The sequence below is a fragment of the Streptomyces sp. CA-179760 genome, assembly GCF_050937045.1.
In the GTDB taxonomy this organism is placed as follows: Bacteria; Actinomycetota; Actinomycetes; order Streptomycetales; family Streptomycetaceae; genus Streptomyces.
The window spans coordinates 43,430-57,691 of the sequence record NZ_JBNJLZ010000001.1; the positions used below are offsets into that span (position 1 = coordinate 43,430).

Consider the following 14,262-nt stretch of genomic DNA (forward strand, 5'->3'; position numbering starts at 1 on the left):
GGTGAGTGCGGGGTCAGGGCTTGAGCAGGGTCTTGATGGCGCGGCGCTCGTCCATCGCCTTGAATCCCTCCGCGGCCTGATCGAGTGGGAGGGTGAGGTCGAAGACCTTGCCCGGGTCGATCTCGCGGTCCCAGATGAGCTGGATCAGCTCGGGCAGGAACCGGCGCACCGGAGCGGGGCCGCCGTGCAGGTGCACCTCGGCGAAGAACACCTCCTCGCCCGGAAGCTCCACCCCGTGGGCCACGCCCACGTATCCCACGTGTCCGCCGGGGCGGGTGGAGCGGATGGCCTGCATCATCGATTCCTGGGTGCCGACGGCCTCGATCACACTGTGGGCGCCGTATCCGCCGGTGAGCTCCTTGATCCTTGCGACGCCCTCGTCGCCGCGCTCTTCGACGATGTCGGTCGCGCCGAACTCGCGGGCGAGCTTCTGGCGCGACGCGTGCCGCGACATCGCGATGATCCGCTCCGCTCCCAGCTGCTTCGCGGCCAGGACGGCGAGCAGGCCCACGGCTCCGTCCCCGACCACGGCCACGGTCTTGCCCGGTCCGGCCTCGGCGGCCACGGCGCCGAACCATCCCGTTCCGAGCACGTCGGAGGCGGCCAGGAGCGAGGGGATCAGGTCCTCGTCCGGCATCCCGGGGTGGCGACGAGGGTGCCGTCGGCCAGCGGCACCCGCAGGTGCTCCGACTGCGCTCCGCCGGCCCCGACGAACTCGGCATGCGCACACCGTGACTGGTAGCCCGCCTGACAGATCTCACAGGTGTTGTCCGAGGCGAAGAACGACCCGACGACGAAGTCGCCGACCTTGATGTTCTTGACCTCGTCGCCGATCTCGGTGACCACGCCGACGTATTCGTGCCCCGCCGGGGTGGGCTGCGTCACGTCGTTGACGCCGCGGTAATCCCACAGGTCAGACCCGCACACGCACGTCGCCGACACACGGATGATCGCATCCGTCGGCGCGACGATCACGGGGTTCTCGCGCTCTTCCACCCGGACATCGCCCGGGGCATACAGGACAGCTCCACGCATTGGCAGACATCCCTTTCAGACAGCCTTTCTGGATTGCCCAAAGACCGTCCCTCGCCAAGCGGATGTCTGCCAGGCACTCTCAGGGACCCCCTCATCAGGAACAGGCGTCCTAGCCTTGGAGGCATGGAGTTTCAGCAGGAGATCCGGGGCTTCCTCATGAGCCGCAGGGCGCGGATCACTCCCGAGCAGGCCGGGCTGCCCTACGTCGGAGGCAACCGCCGCGTCAAAGGACTGCGGCGCGAGGAAGTCGCGATGCTCGCCGGCCTCAGCGTCGAGTACTACACCCGTATGGAGCGTGGCCAACTCGGTGGCGCGTCCGAGAGCGTCCTCGATGCGATCGCCCGTGCACTGAAACTCGACGACGACGAGCGCGCCCACCTGTACGACCTGGCACGCAACGTTGCACCCGGCGCACGCCGCAAACGCCCCCAGCGCACCTCCCCCATCACCGCGTCCGTGCAGCAGGTCCTCGAGTCCATGAGCGTGCCCGCCGTCGTCCAGAACGGCCGCCTCGATCTCCTCGCGGCCAACGACCTGGGGCGGGCGCTGTACGCCGACCTGTTCACGATGGCCCAGCAGCCACCGAACATCGCCCGATACGTGTTCCTCGACCCACGTGCGGAGGCCTACTACACCGACCACGACGAGGCGAAGGACCAGGTGGTCGCCATACTCCGCGCGACCGCGGGGCGCGACCCGCTGGACAAGCAGCTGACCGGGCTCGTCGGCGAACTCTCCACCCGCAGCACCGATTTCAGCACCCGCTGGGCCAAGCACAATGTGCGCCGCCACTCACGCGGACGCAAGGCCGTCCACCACCCGGCCGTCGGCACGATGACCCTCGTGTACGACGACTTCGCCCTTCCCGGCGACCCGCACGTCTCCATCACCACCTACACCGCGGATCCCGGCACCCCCAGCGCCGACGCACTCACCCTGCTGGCGGCCTGGGCCGAAACGCAGAAGCAGCCGCAGACCGCCAACGACGAGGTACGCCGAACCCACCCCCGTCACCCCTAGCTGCAATACCGGTGACTTTGGTGTTTTCGGGTCGTTGGGTGAGGTGTGCCAAGGCCCGGACAGGTGAAGTCGCCGGCAGGCGAGCGATTGTCGGATCGGATTGCGCTGGGGGTGCTGACCCGGGCGTTTCCGCCGGAGTTGGTGGACGAGGTGATCGCGGAGTGCGGCCGGGCCGAGCAGCGTCACCGGCTGCTGCCGGCCCGGGGAGTACACCCTCGGCCGCGACGGCAACGGCACGGTCTACCGGCTGATCACCACCATCCTCGACCCGAAGGCCGCGTCGGCCGTGTCGCTGGCCGCGCTGTATGCCCAGCGGTGGGAGATCGAGAGCACGCTGGACGAGATCAAGACCCACCAGGGCGGGCCCCGCCTCGTCCTGCGCTCCCAGCACCCCCGTGGGGTGGAGCAGGAGATCTTCGCCTTCCTGCTGATGCATCACGCTCTGCGGGACCTGATGCATCAAGCCGCCCGGCAATCGGACCAGGACCCCGACCGGATCTCCTTCACCCGCACCCTGCGCATCATCCGCCGCCATGTCACCGACCAGGCGGCTTTTCCCCCCTCGCGAATGGCCCGGGCCCTGGCCACGGCCCTGCGTGAGATCCGCGAACGCCCCCTGCCCCCACGCCGGTCGCGCTCCAGCCCCCGCGTCATCAAACGCAAGATGTCCAACTGGAAACTCAAACGCGCCGAGCACCGCAATCCGCCCCGGCCGGACATTCCCCACGTGGCTCTGGTCGGGCCGACCAAGACCAGACCCGCCCACCGGAAAACAACCTAAATCACCGGTATTGCGTCTAGCTGTTCGACCCGCACGGCCGGTCACCTCCGGTCGGTCGTGGTTCATCTGCGATCGGCTCCTTCGAGGCGCACGGACTGAACCTGCTCGACGAGAGCCCTCTCGTGTCCGCTCCCTCAGCGGACCTTGCGCTCCGGGTAGCGTCCGCAGCGCCAGCCCGGACCGTCGACGCCGATCTCGGTATGGCGGCGGTTGCCGGGCCGTGGCCGACCGGACTGTTTCCCACTTCCAGCGCGTGGAGTCACACAACCGCCCGCCACCTGCACCGCCCCGATCTCCCCGCGCCCTACCGCATGCCCCGCGTTGGACTCGCCGTGAAGCTCGCCGCGCGAGCCGGGCCTCCGGCGTCGCCGTCGCGATGAAGTAGCGGCCGCTGAGGTCGGCGTATACCGAGTCGTGGGTGAACATGAGCCAGGGGCCGCCGTGGCGGGTCCTGCCCGGGCTCCTTGCTGCCGCCGGACTCGTTGTTGCCAGGGCAGACACCGGCCCAGGAGGCAAGATCGGCGGCCGTGGGGAAGCGGGCGATGTCGGCGTCGATCTCGGCGAGGATCAACGACGTCGGCCATGGCCTCCAGGTCTCTTCGCTGCGGTAGCCCTCGGGTAGCGCGTGTCGCGCGGCTGTCTCAGGCGCGCAGCCCGTGCAGCATCACGCTCAGGTAGCGGCGGCGGAGGCGAGCCGGGTCTGAAGGTCGTCGGCGTGGATCTGCGCGGCGTAGGCGATTCCGCACATGAGCGGGAGCAGGTCGTCCCAGGTGGCCACGTCACGCACCACTCCCGCCTCGCGCGCGCGATCGAGCAGGCGGCCGGCCCGGGAATCCATCGCGGCGGCGAGTTCGGTGGTCCGGGGCAGGACCTGGTCCGGCGCGGAGCGCACGGCCGTGATGGAGGGGTCGGTCAGCTGCGCCTCCAGCGTGGTGTCGAGGAACTCTGCCAGGGCCTGCCAGAGGTCGTCCTGGGTCAGCGCCTGTTCGGCGTGGGCGGCCAGGGCTTCCAGGCCCGGCGCAGCCACGGTCTCCATCAGCGCTTCGGAGGTCGGGAAGTGCCGGTAGACGTTGACCACCCCCACCTTGGCGAGCCGGGCGACGTCGTTGAGCTGCAGCGGGACGCCGTCTTCCACGAGTTGCCGGCCGACGTCGACGATCCGCTGCCAGTTGCGGGCAGCGTCCTTGCGCACGATCTCCGAAACCTCCACCGCGGCTCGGTTGATCCACCAGACTTGCTCCTGTTTCCCAACGAGGAAGGGACGGGATGCATGGCAAACAGCGCACTTCTGGTGATGGACGTCCAACGGGACGTCGTGGCCATCGCCGACGACGGTTCTGGATATCTGCCGCGCTTGCGCAGGGCGATCGACGGGGCCCGGGCTGCCGGTATCCCCGTGATCTACGTGGTGATGGGGTTACGGCCGGGCGATCCAGAAGTCAGCCCGCGCAACAAGGTGATCACAAACGCTGTGCGGGCCGGCCTGTTCACCGAGGGCGCCCCTGGCACCGAGATCCATGACGACGTCACGCCCCAGCAGGGCGACGTCGTGGTAACCAAGAGGCGGGGGAGCGCGTTCTCGGGCAGCGACCTCGACGTGGTACTCCGGGCCCGCGATATCGACAGCCTCGTTCTCACCGGCATCGCCACCAGCGCTGTGGTGCTGTCCACCCTGTGGCACGCCATCGACCTGGACTTCGGCCTCACCGTCCTGGCGGATGCCTGCCTCGACACCGACCCCGAGGTGCACACGATGCTCACCGAAAAGCTGTTCCCCCAGTGGGCAGATGTCCTCGCGGTCGAGGACTGGGTCAAAGCGATCGCACCGCAGCGGGACCTCAGCGACACGCTGGGGAGGCCACTGTCCTGAGAAGCCGTATCTCAATCGACCTTGGTACATGTAGATCGAACGGAGTTACTGGTCGGGGGTCTTCCGGCGGTAGGCGCAGGAGGCAGGGGGGGATCAGGTTCAAGTCGGGGCCAGCCTGCGGGGCCTGCTCGCTCGACAGTGAGGAGAGTAAGTGCCCACTCTGATCAACGCTGTTGATGTCCGCCCGCGTGTGTACTACAGGACTATCCAGATCGGCCCCATCCTCTTCGAACAAGCACCGGCGGAGGACGACATTGTTCAGATCCCCGGAGATGGCTGGAGCCTTACCTCCAGCGACAACGATTTCTACCCTTTGGTGCGTTTGGAAGTGTGGGACGGTCCTGCTTCTCAGCCATCAGGCTCGTGGGAGTACGAACGGGATTTTCAGTCTCCGATGGCAGATCGCCTCGCGGTGGTCGACTTGAACGGCGCCTGCTACGGCGAGATCACGCTGCAGCCGGGGCGCTATCACCTGCGTTTGCTCTGCCGAGGGCGCGATCACGTTGAGGCTTTGCTGGCACTCGATCCCTTCCCTCCCGAAGAGCCGCACGAGGATCCCCTTGAGGTGTGGATTGTCCAGGTTTGGCTGATTAGTGACTAGAGAGTCACACTTAAACTGATCTTGGACGTTTGTACGCGCCCGAACCCGATGACTTCAACACGCCCGCCGCGGCGGGCGACCCTTGTGCACGTGTACGGCAACGCAGCCGATCATCCCGATCGCGTTCGCCGGTACCCATCGGACATGACGGACGCGGAGTGGGCAGCCGTGCGGCCGTTGCTGCCGGTGCCGACCTGGCTCCAGGGCAGAGGCGGGCCGCCCGAGGGCTATTGCCGTCGCCAGAGGCTGGACGCGATCCGCAATCTGGTCGCGGGCAGGATCTCGTGGCGGGCGCTGCCCGAGGACTTCCCCGCACGGGGCCGGGTCTACGCCTTCTTCCGCCGCTGGCGCGAGCACAAACGCGCGGCCGCCAAGGCCGCGAAGACCTCAAGACGCCACTCACCCACCACTGGGGCGACGCCGCACGCAACGACGCCCAGCATGCCGCGCTCCGAGGCCACGGCCGCTCCTCCAAGTGCGGGCGGGTGTAAGGCCTCCGGGCTCCCGGGACCGCCCATGCCCGGTTGATCGCCCGGTTACCCGCGGCCTCGGGAGCGCGAAAACGCCGTGCCGACGCAGCAGCAGCGTCAGGTGGCCGGCGCCCCCTGGGCAAGGCCGAGGTTGTCCACCGCGCCTTCGCGATGGCCGTCGCCGAGCTCGCGGCACCTGGCCACCGCGTGAGAGTGGGCATCTGACCGCTTCCTGGGTCAGGGCCAGACCCTCAGCGCTTGGCCGCCTGCCAAGACGACGCAGAGGGCCAACTGGACCGTCCCGATGGCTCGGTGTCCCAGCCGCAGCAGCACCAGGCCCGTCACGCCGACCGCCAGGCCAGGACGCCGAAGCACAGCACCGGCGTCCAGTCGGCGGGCGGTGGGTCGGCCGCTGCCTGTCCGGAGCCGGGCTCCATCCGGGCCAGTCCCCGTACTGCGAGCACGATGACGACCAGCAATCCGGCGGCCACGTCCGCCAGCAGCACGAGCAGCAGGAGACAGCCAGCAGTGAAGGCATCGTTTCTGTTGGAAGGATGCTTGTCGGCAAGTTCGGGCATGTCCGTATGGTCGTGCAGGATCCCCGGCTCCAAACAGGCCGTCACCGGCTCGCAATCCAGGCGTTCTGCGCTGCACATGAGCCCCGCCGAGTTCGGGGCGGCCCGGCACGAGCAGCCACCGCTCGGTTTCATGTGGTGGCCGACTGCAGCAGCGTGCAGCCGGAGTTCCACGGCAACAGAGCATGCCGAACCTGATCGAGGTCGTGCCCTGGGTAGCTCGGTGGCGGCGTTGGTGTCCAGGAGGACGGCGTTGGCCTCCGATGGGATCCGTCTGTCGTTGATCACAGCGGTGGGTGTACCGGGGCCTTCGGGCTCCGCTGCTCCTCCTGCCCGCTCGTAGGCCTTCTGGGACTTGGACACGAAGGTGCGGTACTTCATGGACTTCACGGCCGCGTCGAACTGCGGACCGCGCAGGCCCGTCACTCGATCCGTCAGTTTCAGCAGGTTGGCGTCGGTGTAGCCGTCGACGCTCTCCTCGGGCTGGTAGGCGTAGAGCACCTCGTGGTACTCCACGAACTTGCCCTGCTCCAGCGCGGCGCGCAGCGCGTTGAGCGGTTGAGCATCGCCTTAGGCAACTGCGGGCCACCGAGCTCGAACTGCTCGCATACAGGGCAGCGGGGATCCTCATACAAGTGGACCTTCACCTCTGCGTCCGTATCGCCGACGGTGATGGTGGTGCCGTCCGCACCGAGTTTCTCCGGCAGTTCTTCCGCAGCCTCAAAGGCGGGCCTCTGCTCCGTCGCCGCCTGCCCGCACCCCACGGGCATCAACATGGCAGCCGCGCCCACCACAGCCCGACACTCCCACGCATCATGCGCCATCCCGTCCCCGAAGAGCAGGGTGACTCTAGATCATTTGTGCGACATCTGCCCAGCACCGGGCGTGGTGGAGAGCGGGGGCTGATCGCCACGCCGGTGACGCGCGTCCGCCACAGTCAGCACACCTTCGCCGGGTTCGGCCATGGCCGGGCGGCCCTCGGGGTGGCGCCGGATTGCAAGGTCCTTCCAGATACTCGCAGTCATACGCCGTCGTGCCGTGGTCGGTGGTGGTTGGGCCCGGCAGGAGGGGTGCATTGCATGGGTGCACTCAGACGTGCAGGGTGGGCCGGTAGATGAGCTCTTGGATGTGGTCGTCGAGGGTCCGGCTCTCGATCAGCTCGAGGTCGAAGTCGGCTGCACCACGGAAGATCGGGTCCAGGCCGGTCCGACCGGTGATCACAGGGAAGAGCGTCACCTGGACGCGGTCGATCAGGCCGGCGGCCATCAGTGCCCGGTTCATCGACAGGCTGCCGTGCGAGCGCAACGGCACCTCGGACTCCTCCTTGAGCCGGGCGACGATGTCGACGGCATCGCCGCTCAAGACGTTCGCGTCCGGCCAGTCGAGGGGGCCTTCCAGTGTGGTCGACACCACCGTTGTCGGCAGGCTCCTCATCCGTGTGACCCATGGGTCACGCACGTCGGATTCCTCGGTGCTCGAGGCGAGCATCCGCGCGAACGCCTGATACGTGTGGGCTCCGAAGACCATGCGCTGTTCCTCGCCGTAGAGAGCCAGGCGGCGGTCGAGGAGCTCGGGGCCCTGCTTGCCCCAGTAGCCCGTCCAGTCACCGCCGGCGGCGCCGAAGCCGTCGAGGCTGGAAAAGACGTCGAACGTGTAGGCGGCGGTCATGATGCTCTCCTCGAGTCCGGTTTGATCGCATGCTGGAGATATATAGACCGGCAATCACAGCGAGACTCATCGTCCCCGGGCTCCTGGACTCCGGCCTCCCCGGACGCGGGCCCCCAGGGCCTTACGGGTCGTACGGATTTTGCGGCAGGACGGTCCTTGCTCTGGTGGCCTGGTTGGCCCGTGCGTCACCCTTCAGAGCCAGATCCGGGAGGTCAGGCGGTCCGGCAGAGCGCCGCCGGGGCGGCCGGAGCCATGGCGCGGGCCACGGTCGCGGGCACGGGACGGGGGGTGCGGGCAGCGTTCGCGAGTGGTGAGTGGGTCCGCGCGAAGACTAGGAAGCGGAGCGCCGCGAACCGCGCGACGCCGGCGAGGGCACAGGCGGAGAGATAGACAACCTGCTCGAGCACCGCACCGGGTGCCGCCGTCCAGTGGTGCAGGCCGAGCATCGCCATGCAGGTCACCGCATACGCGGCCGCCGCGGACCCGGCCGACTGCGCATGCTGACGCCACGTCGCGCGCCCGTCGGCGCCGAAGGTGAAGCGGGCGTGCAACTCGGTTGCGATGAGCGTGGAAACCGCGGTGATGAGGGCGTTGGCCAGAACCCACGGAATGAAGGAGGCGAGCGCCACCACGGCGAAGCTGGAGGCAAGCCCCACTCCGCCGCCGCAGACCACGAAGCGAGCGAAGGCAGCGAAGGTGCCGGGTGCCGCCGCGTGTTGTCGACCCTGCCGTGCCATACCCCAGCCCCCTTGATCGCCCACTCCCCGAACCACGTGCCCCTCGCCCTGCGAACCCTTCCGCCTCGACGAGGTTTCTCACGACAGAAACGCTACGTTGCATTCATGGATTGGGCAACTCTAATGATGCGGCTAGCCGCTATTTGCACAGCATGAGGGATCAAATCGTTGCAATGGCTCTATTTCATTGCAACGGTCAGAGCTCTATCGTTGCAATGAAATGGAGGTGAACGCTAGGCCCTCACACAAGCACCACGCGACCGGACTCCATCCGGCTCGGGACAGTCGTGGTTGGTGTCGATGCACCACTAGGCATTGGCGTGGCGGCGCCGGGCCATCTTTCGCGGAGCGGCATGATGCGCGGGCTCGCCCGGATCGGCTGCCTGCCGGCGCCACAGCCATAGCGACGTCACGAACAGCAGGGCGGTAAAGATGCCCAGGAACACCGCCGATACCCACATCTGCCGGCTTCCAGGTGCTGCCCATCCCGCCGATGCAGCCGAGGCGGCCCACAAGGCGGCGCCCCCGGCGTAGAAGGTGCGGATCCTGCGCAGCTGCCGCAGGGCTCGTACGGATTCGGCGTGATCAGTTTCCGGTGCCATGGCGACGCAGGTACCCCGATGCGTGCCCCCATCACTTTGTTCACTCAGGTCCTGTCGCGCTGGGTGCAGTAGAGACGGGTGGTCAGGTAGTTGGAGTACACGCTGGGTTCGTAGACCGTGTCGGGGTCGTATTCGATGGTGGTGGAGCGGGTCTCGTCGGTGGTGGAGCGGTCGCCGATCTGCCAGCCCTTCTCGCCGTCGTCGACCAGTTGTCTGCGCCGGTTCCGCCGCATCCGGCACTGCGGATGAATGGATGTCAGGGCCGCAGCCCTGGCGAATTCCGTCCCGGTGAGGGACGGGACGACGAATCCCGGCTCGTCGAACGTTCCCTCCATCCAGCGGGCGAACTGCTCGACTGAATGAACTGTCCCGGCTCGCGGGGACGACTCACCGGTCCCGCAGTCGCGCCGCCTTGACCCGGTGCAGGTGGATGAGGATGTCGTGGGTGCGGGCCAGGGCTATGTCGTAGGACGGCTCGGGGTAGATCGTGCCGATGCTGCGGGTCGGACGGGCCCGGTCCAGCCAGTCGCGGGCGGGTCGTGGCACCGTCCGCAGGTCGACGGCGTAGTCCCGGAGGCCTACGCCGTCGAGCGTGTGCTCGTTCAGGTCGGCTCCGGCCGCAGCGACGGTGAAACGGCGGACCTTGCCGTCCGGCCCGGTGGAATTGAACGAGCCCCGGTCGAAGGTGAAGCCCACGCTCACGTACGCCTCCCCCAGGCGGTCGCGCAGGAACGCCCCCTGCATTCTGGGGTAGTTGGCCGCGTCAGGGGTTTCGAAGCCGATGTGGGCGTTGTGCGCGGACAGCAGGACCTTGGTGCCCGTGTGCCGCTGCCACCAGGCCGTGTTGTCCGCCATGGCCTGGTCGCGGTAGCGCATGGCTGCCGCGTGCTGGGTCTCGTCGTCGTAGGCGTAGAAGCGCGCGACCTGGTCGATCACCGTCGCGTGCTGCAGCACCCAGTCGCCCGCCGTTCCCCTCGGGGACCGCTGTCGCAGCAGGTCCAGGACCTTGCCGGTGCGGGTGGCCATCTCCCGGCGCTCGGCGAGGGGCCGAGTCGTGTACTGCTCCATGTACGCGTCGAGCGGCACGGTGGGCCGCAGGCCGCGATACAGCTCGGTGAAACGGGCCTGGAGGTCGGGGTGGGCGCGTGCCACGTAGTCGGTGACCTTGTCGTAGAGCTCCGGTCCGGCCCAGCCGAGGTCGTCGCCCATGAAGCGGACGGGGTCGTTCGGGTGCTGCCGGTTGTGGGTCCGCATCCACTCGACGAGCGCCAGGTAGTCGGTGTTGTTCCACCAGAGGTAGGTGCCCTGGAACTCCTCCCGCATGATGCGGCGCGGGTCCCCCTTCCCGTAGAGGACGTAGTCGTCGAGGCGCAGGCCGGTGCTCCAGCCGGCCTCCAGTGCGAAGGTCCTGAAGCCCTTCTCCTCGACGAGGTGGCGGAAGAGGCGGTGCTTCATGGCGAAGAAGTCGTGCGAACTGTGCGTGGCCTCGCCGACGCCGACGACCTTCGCGCGGCCGATCATGCGGGTGAGGGCACGCAGGTCGCGGGTGTCACCGCCGGGCTCAACAGTGCGTAAGGGGTGAGCGGCGCGGTCGAGGGCGGCCACGACGGTGCCCTCCATGGAGACGGTGCCCTCCGTGGAGGTCGCAGTCGTCGTGGTTGTCGTGGCGGAGGCTGTGTGCGGCAGCGTCAGCGCCGTGCTTGTGAGGCCGGCGAGCAGAGTGAGGACGAGTCCGGACCGAAGGGGTTTCATGATCCCAGGCTCTCGTTCTGGAGCGGTGTCGCCCATCCGGTGGTCCTCCGCATCCGGGGTGCGGAGAACCACCGGCCGTGACGGGGGTTCTCCGCGCCTCGACGGAGAAGAGGCCTCAGGTCGTGGCAGCGGCCGTGCCGCTGCCGGCCAAGCGCATGGCGACGCCGGCGCCCAGGTACAGCACCGCTACGACCAGCAGGAGTGTCTGGTAGCCCGTCACCAGGGCCAGGTACTCCAGGGCGCCTCCGGTCAGGGCGCCCAGGAGGTTCGCACCGAAGGCCGAGGTCGGGTCCGGGGCGAGGGCCAGGCGGTCCGAGAAGATGAGGTTGGCGCAGAAGATGGGGGCGAAGGCCAGCGCGATGGCTGAGGCGAGGCGGGCGGGGAACGGCAGGGACAGGACGGCTTCCGCCGGGACCAGCCAGGCTGCCGCGAGGGAGCTGAAGAGGAGAAGCTGCAGCAGGATCTGGTTGACGTGCCGTAGTTTGCGCCGGACTTCGACCGCCGCCAGGACCGCCAGGAGTACGCCGATGAAGACGAGGGCGTTGACCAGCCAGGTGGTGCCGAAGTAGAGCGCGAAACCGATGACGTTCTTGGTTTCGAGCAGCATGAAGGCCGCGCCCAGCAGGAACATGTCGGTGTAGCGGACGGTGTTCTTGACGCGTACCCCGGCCAGGCGCACCGACAGGAGCGTGACCAGCAGCATGGTGCCGAGCGCGCCCAGGTAGAGGGTGGGGATGCCGCGGTGGAGCAGGTAGGGGAAGGGGTGGTCGTCGGTCGCGGCCGCCGGGACCGTGCCGCTGGGGCGCCAGGTCTGGTCGCAGGACTGGTCTGCGGGGGTCATTCCGGCCACCAGCACGGCCGCGTTGCGCTTGAACGTCGTCACGCAAGGGGGGTGGCCGTAGACGTCGTCGAGGGTGCCGGCGAAGCGGTCGACCAGCCAGCCTTTCCGGTAGTAGTTGTACATGGCGAACGCGCCGTTCGGGGTGAGATGGTCGCGCGCGGCTTCGAACGCCTCCCGGGTGAAGAGGTAGCTCTCCAGGCGCAGATTGCTCGCACCGGCCACCAGCGTCAGCGAGTCCGGCAGGGCCAGGACGATGAGGTCGTACTTGGTGTCCGTCTGTTCGAGAAAGGCGCGGCCGTCGTCGATGTGGACGTGCACCCTGGGGTCGTCGTAGGGCTTCGCGGGGTGCAGTTGGGCGCCGATCTGCTGCAGTCGGGGGTCGATCTCGACCGCGTCCATGTGCTCCGCTCCGTATGCCAGTGCGACCGCGACGTCGTTTCCGTTGCCGGCCCCGATGACCAGCACGCGCTTGTGGGGGTTGCGGGGCGTCTGTTCGTAGGCCTCTCGGTAGGGCGAGTTCTCGCGCATCAGCACCGGGAGTGGCGCGGTGCTCTGGTGCGGGACGCCGTTGGCGGAGATGTAGAAGGTCCGGGTCGTGGTCGGTGAGGGTTCGAGCTGGATCTTGTAGTAGGGCGACCAGGTGATGCCGGTCGTCGTCGACTCCAGGAACAGCACGACGACCATCGCCGTCAAGGGGACGCCGTAGAGCAGTGTGTTGCGCCGGCCGCCGAGGATCAGCAGGGCAACGGCGGCGAGTACGCCCCAGACGACCGAGGGGGCGCGGAGCCAGGACAGTACGGCGAAGGACACCGAGCCGGTGAGGCTGCCGAGCAGGTCGTAGCGGTAGGCGTCGAGTGAGGGAAGCCGGCGGAAGAGGTCGGCGGTGATCTTGCCGATGCCTGCCATGATCACCGCGGTCAGCAGGAAGATGACCGGCAGGGTCACCCACTCGGGCAGGCCGGTGGTCTTCACGGCGGTGAAGTAGATGACCTGGCCGCTGCTCTGACGCACCTGCACGGGGAACTCGCGGACCAGGACGACGAGAAGCACGAGCGGGACCGGTGTCCAGCGTTTGAGCCAGTGTCCGCGCTCGGCGGGGATCAGGAACCCGATGCCGATACCGAGGAACGACCCCAGCAGGATGAAGTTCGAGAAGTAGCTGAGGTGGACGACGTTGGCGCCCGCCCATCTGATCAGTGCCAGCTCGACGAAGAGCATGGTGCTGCTGGCCAGCATGAGTCTCAAGCGCACCGAGCTTTCGGTTTGCCCGGTTTCGGCCCGCTTCATACGCATGCACAGTGCCAGCTTCGGAGCGACGAGTCGAGGTGCCTTGCCGGTGAGCGCTAGGCCGCGTCGCGGGGCGGTGTCATGGCCCAGCGGATGCCCGCGGTCACGGCCGTGCCGAGCGGGCGGACGCACGGGCCCTCGGCGAGGGGGAGCCGGGGCAGCCGCAAGTCTCGCGAGGCCCAGAGCGGCAGCAGGGAGACGGCGTTGGCGGCGATGACGCCGTACGGGATGCGGGCGAGGAGCGGGACGGGCGGGTTCAGCAGCAGGAAGCGGGCCGAGCTGCGCGCCTCATCGGTGGCGCGCAGCTCGCCGCGGTAGGCGGCCAGGCGGGCGGCGAGTTCGGCGGCGTTCACCGGTGGGTCCGGGACGCCGAGCGCTGTGGCGATGCGTGCCATGTCGGCGACGTAGGCATCACGTCCCTCGTCGTCGAGGGGGTGCGCGCCGTAGCGCTGGTGGGCGCGCAGGAAGCTGTCGACCTCGGCGATGTGCACCCAGCACAGCAGGTGCGGGTCCGAGGCGGAGTAGGGCCGGCCGTCGGTGGTCGTGCCGCGCACTGTCTCGTGGACGGCTCGTACGCGGTCACAGGCCTCCTGCGCGCTGCGGGCAGGTCCGTAGGTGGTCACGGCCAGGAAGGTGCTGGTCCGCTGCAGGCGTCCCCACGGATCGCCGCGGAAGCCCGAGTGCGCGGCCACGGCGGCCATGGCCAGGGGATGGAGCGACTGGAGCAGCAGGGCCGACAGACCGCCGATGAACATCGAGGCGTCCCCGTGCACCCTCCTGACGGGCCGCTCGGGGCCGAACCAGCGGGGGCCGGGTGTGCCGTGAATGCGGGCGCGGTTGTCCGGGCCCTCCGGACCAGCCACGCGGGAGAAGATCTCCCTGCCGAGCCGGTCACGCAGCGAAAGCCCGCCTTCCGGGAGGAGTCTCCTCGGCATCGCGTCCTCCTCAGCAGCAGGGCGACGGATGGATCAGTTCCCCCATGACTTCTTCTGCCCCGATTCACCGTTTGGAGGCCCCTTGCGG

14 protein-coding genes and 4 pseudogenes are annotated in these 14,262 nt (G+C 68.3%); 6 read left to right on the forward strand and 12 right to left on the reverse strand.

Translation table 11 applies throughout. From position 1 onward, the window contains the following. Positions 1 to 13: 13 nt before the first annotated feature. Positions 14 to 1,035 (reverse strand): annotated as a pseudogene (locus ACQEV8_RS00245) (zinc-dependent alcohol dehydrogenase family protein). Positions 1,036 to 1,158: 123 nt separating this feature from the next. Here ACQEV8_RS00245 and ACQEV8_RS00250 point away from each other — a divergent pair. From ACQEV8_RS00250 to ACQEV8_RS00260, 3 genes and pseudogenes are all read left to right on the forward strand, one after another. After that, positions 1,159 to 2,055 carry a helix-turn-helix transcriptional regulator gene (locus ACQEV8_RS00250; protein ID WP_432956270.1) on the forward strand — a complete coding sequence of 299 codons (897 nt, stop codon included), beginning with the start codon at positions 1,159 to 1,161 and terminating at the stop codon, positions 2,053 to 2,055. Between the two features lie 111 nt (positions 2,056 to 2,166). Beyond that, positions 2,167 to 2,247: pseudogene (locus tag ACQEV8_RS00255) on the forward strand (transposase domain-containing protein); the annotation flags it as partial. Positions 2,248 to 2,299: 52 nt separating this feature from the next. Next, positions 2,300 to 2,617, forward strand: a pseudogene (locus ACQEV8_RS00260) (transposase); the annotation flags it as partial. 645 nt (positions 2,618 to 3,262) lie between these two features. Here the strand turns inward: ACQEV8_RS00260 and ACQEV8_RS00265 are convergent. Together ACQEV8_RS00265 and ACQEV8_RS00270 are read right to left on the reverse strand one after the other, a co-directional pair. Beyond that, positions 3,263 to 3,407: pseudogene (locus tag ACQEV8_RS00265) on the reverse strand (transposase); the annotation flags it as partial. A gap of 99 nt (positions 3,408 to 3,506) precedes the next feature. Next, complete coding sequence (locus tag ACQEV8_RS00270; RefSeq protein ID WP_432956272.1) at positions 3,507 to 4,028, reverse strand: TetR/AcrR family transcriptional regulator; 522 nt, start codon at positions 4,026 to 4,028, stop codon at positions 3,507 to 3,509. Between the two features lie 78 nt (positions 4,029 to 4,106). Here ACQEV8_RS00270 and ACQEV8_RS00275 point away from each other — a divergent pair, with 78 nt between their 5' ends. The 3 genes from ACQEV8_RS00275 (at position 4,107) to ACQEV8_RS00285 (ending at position 5,835) form a co-directional block, all read left to right on the forward strand. Next, positions 4,107 to 4,706: a cysteine hydrolase family protein gene (locus ACQEV8_RS00275; RefSeq protein WP_432972280.1), complete on the forward strand. Its 600-nt coding sequence runs from the start codon at positions 4,107 to 4,109 to the stop codon at positions 4,704 to 4,706. Between the two features lie 151 nt (positions 4,707 to 4,857). Continuing rightward, positions 4,858 to 5,307, forward strand: coding sequence for a hypothetical protein (locus ACQEV8_RS00280; protein WP_432956274.1), 450 nt, complete (start codon positions 4,858 to 4,860; stop codon positions 5,305 to 5,307). 144 nt (positions 5,308 to 5,451) lie between these two features. Then, entirely contained in the window at positions 5,452 to 5,835 is a 384-nt protein-coding gene (locus ACQEV8_RS00285) for a transposase (RefSeq protein WP_432956276.1), read from the forward strand. Positions 5,836 to 6,118: 283 nt separating this feature from the next. Here the strand turns inward: ACQEV8_RS00285 and ACQEV8_RS00290 are convergent, their stop codons facing one another. From ACQEV8_RS00290 to ACQEV8_RS00330, 9 genes are all read right to left on the reverse strand, one after another. After that, entirely contained in the window at positions 6,119 to 6,868 is a 750-nt protein-coding gene (locus tag ACQEV8_RS00290; RefSeq protein WP_432956278.1) for a DsbA family protein, read from the reverse strand. After that, positions 6,793 to 7,176, reverse strand: coding sequence for a thioredoxin domain-containing protein (locus ACQEV8_RS00295; protein WP_432956280.1), 384 nt, complete (start codon positions 7,174 to 7,176; stop codon positions 6,793 to 6,795). The genes ACQEV8_RS00290 and ACQEV8_RS00295 overlap by 76 nt, the downstream gene beginning before the upstream one ends. A gap of 265 nt (positions 7,177 to 7,441) precedes the next feature. Next, positions 7,442 to 8,020 carry a dihydrofolate reductase family protein gene (locus ACQEV8_RS00300; protein WP_432956281.1) on the reverse strand — a complete coding sequence of 193 codons (579 nt, stop codon included), beginning with the start codon at positions 8,018 to 8,020 and terminating at the stop codon, positions 7,442 to 7,444. A 212-nt stretch (positions 8,021 to 8,232) separates the two neighbouring features. Further along, complete coding sequence (locus ACQEV8_RS00305; RefSeq protein ID WP_432956283.1) at positions 8,233 to 8,757, reverse strand: GtrA family protein; 525 nt, start codon at positions 8,755 to 8,757, stop codon at positions 8,233 to 8,235. Positions 8,758 to 9,065: 308 nt separating this feature from the next. Beyond that, positions 9,066 to 9,359, reverse strand: a complete 294-nt coding sequence (locus ACQEV8_RS00310; RefSeq protein WP_432956285.1) for a hypothetical protein — start codon at positions 9,357 to 9,359, stop codon at positions 9,066 to 9,068. A 44-nt stretch (positions 9,360 to 9,403) separates the two neighbouring features. Next, entirely contained in the window at positions 9,404 to 9,694 is a 291-nt protein-coding gene (locus ACQEV8_RS00315; RefSeq protein WP_432956287.1) for a hypothetical protein, read from the reverse strand. Between the two features lie 52 nt (positions 9,695 to 9,746). Beyond that, positions 9,747 to 11,111, reverse strand: a complete 1,365-nt coding sequence (locus tag ACQEV8_RS00320; protein WP_432956289.1) for an erythromycin esterase family protein — start codon at positions 11,109 to 11,111, stop codon at positions 9,747 to 9,749. Positions 11,112 to 11,226: 115 nt separating this feature from the next. After that, on the reverse strand, positions 11,227 to 13,188 hold the full coding sequence (locus tag ACQEV8_RS00325; RefSeq protein ID WP_432956291.1) for a spermidine synthase: 1,962 nt from the start codon (positions 13,186 to 13,188) through the stop codon (positions 11,227 to 11,229). Between the two features lie 107 nt (positions 13,189 to 13,295). Next, positions 13,296 to 14,174 carry an oxygenase MpaB family protein gene (locus tag ACQEV8_RS00330; protein WP_432956293.1) on the reverse strand — a complete coding sequence of 293 codons (879 nt, stop codon included), beginning with the start codon at positions 14,172 to 14,174 and terminating at the stop codon, positions 13,296 to 13,298. Positions 14,175 to 14,262: the final 88 nt, after the last annotated feature.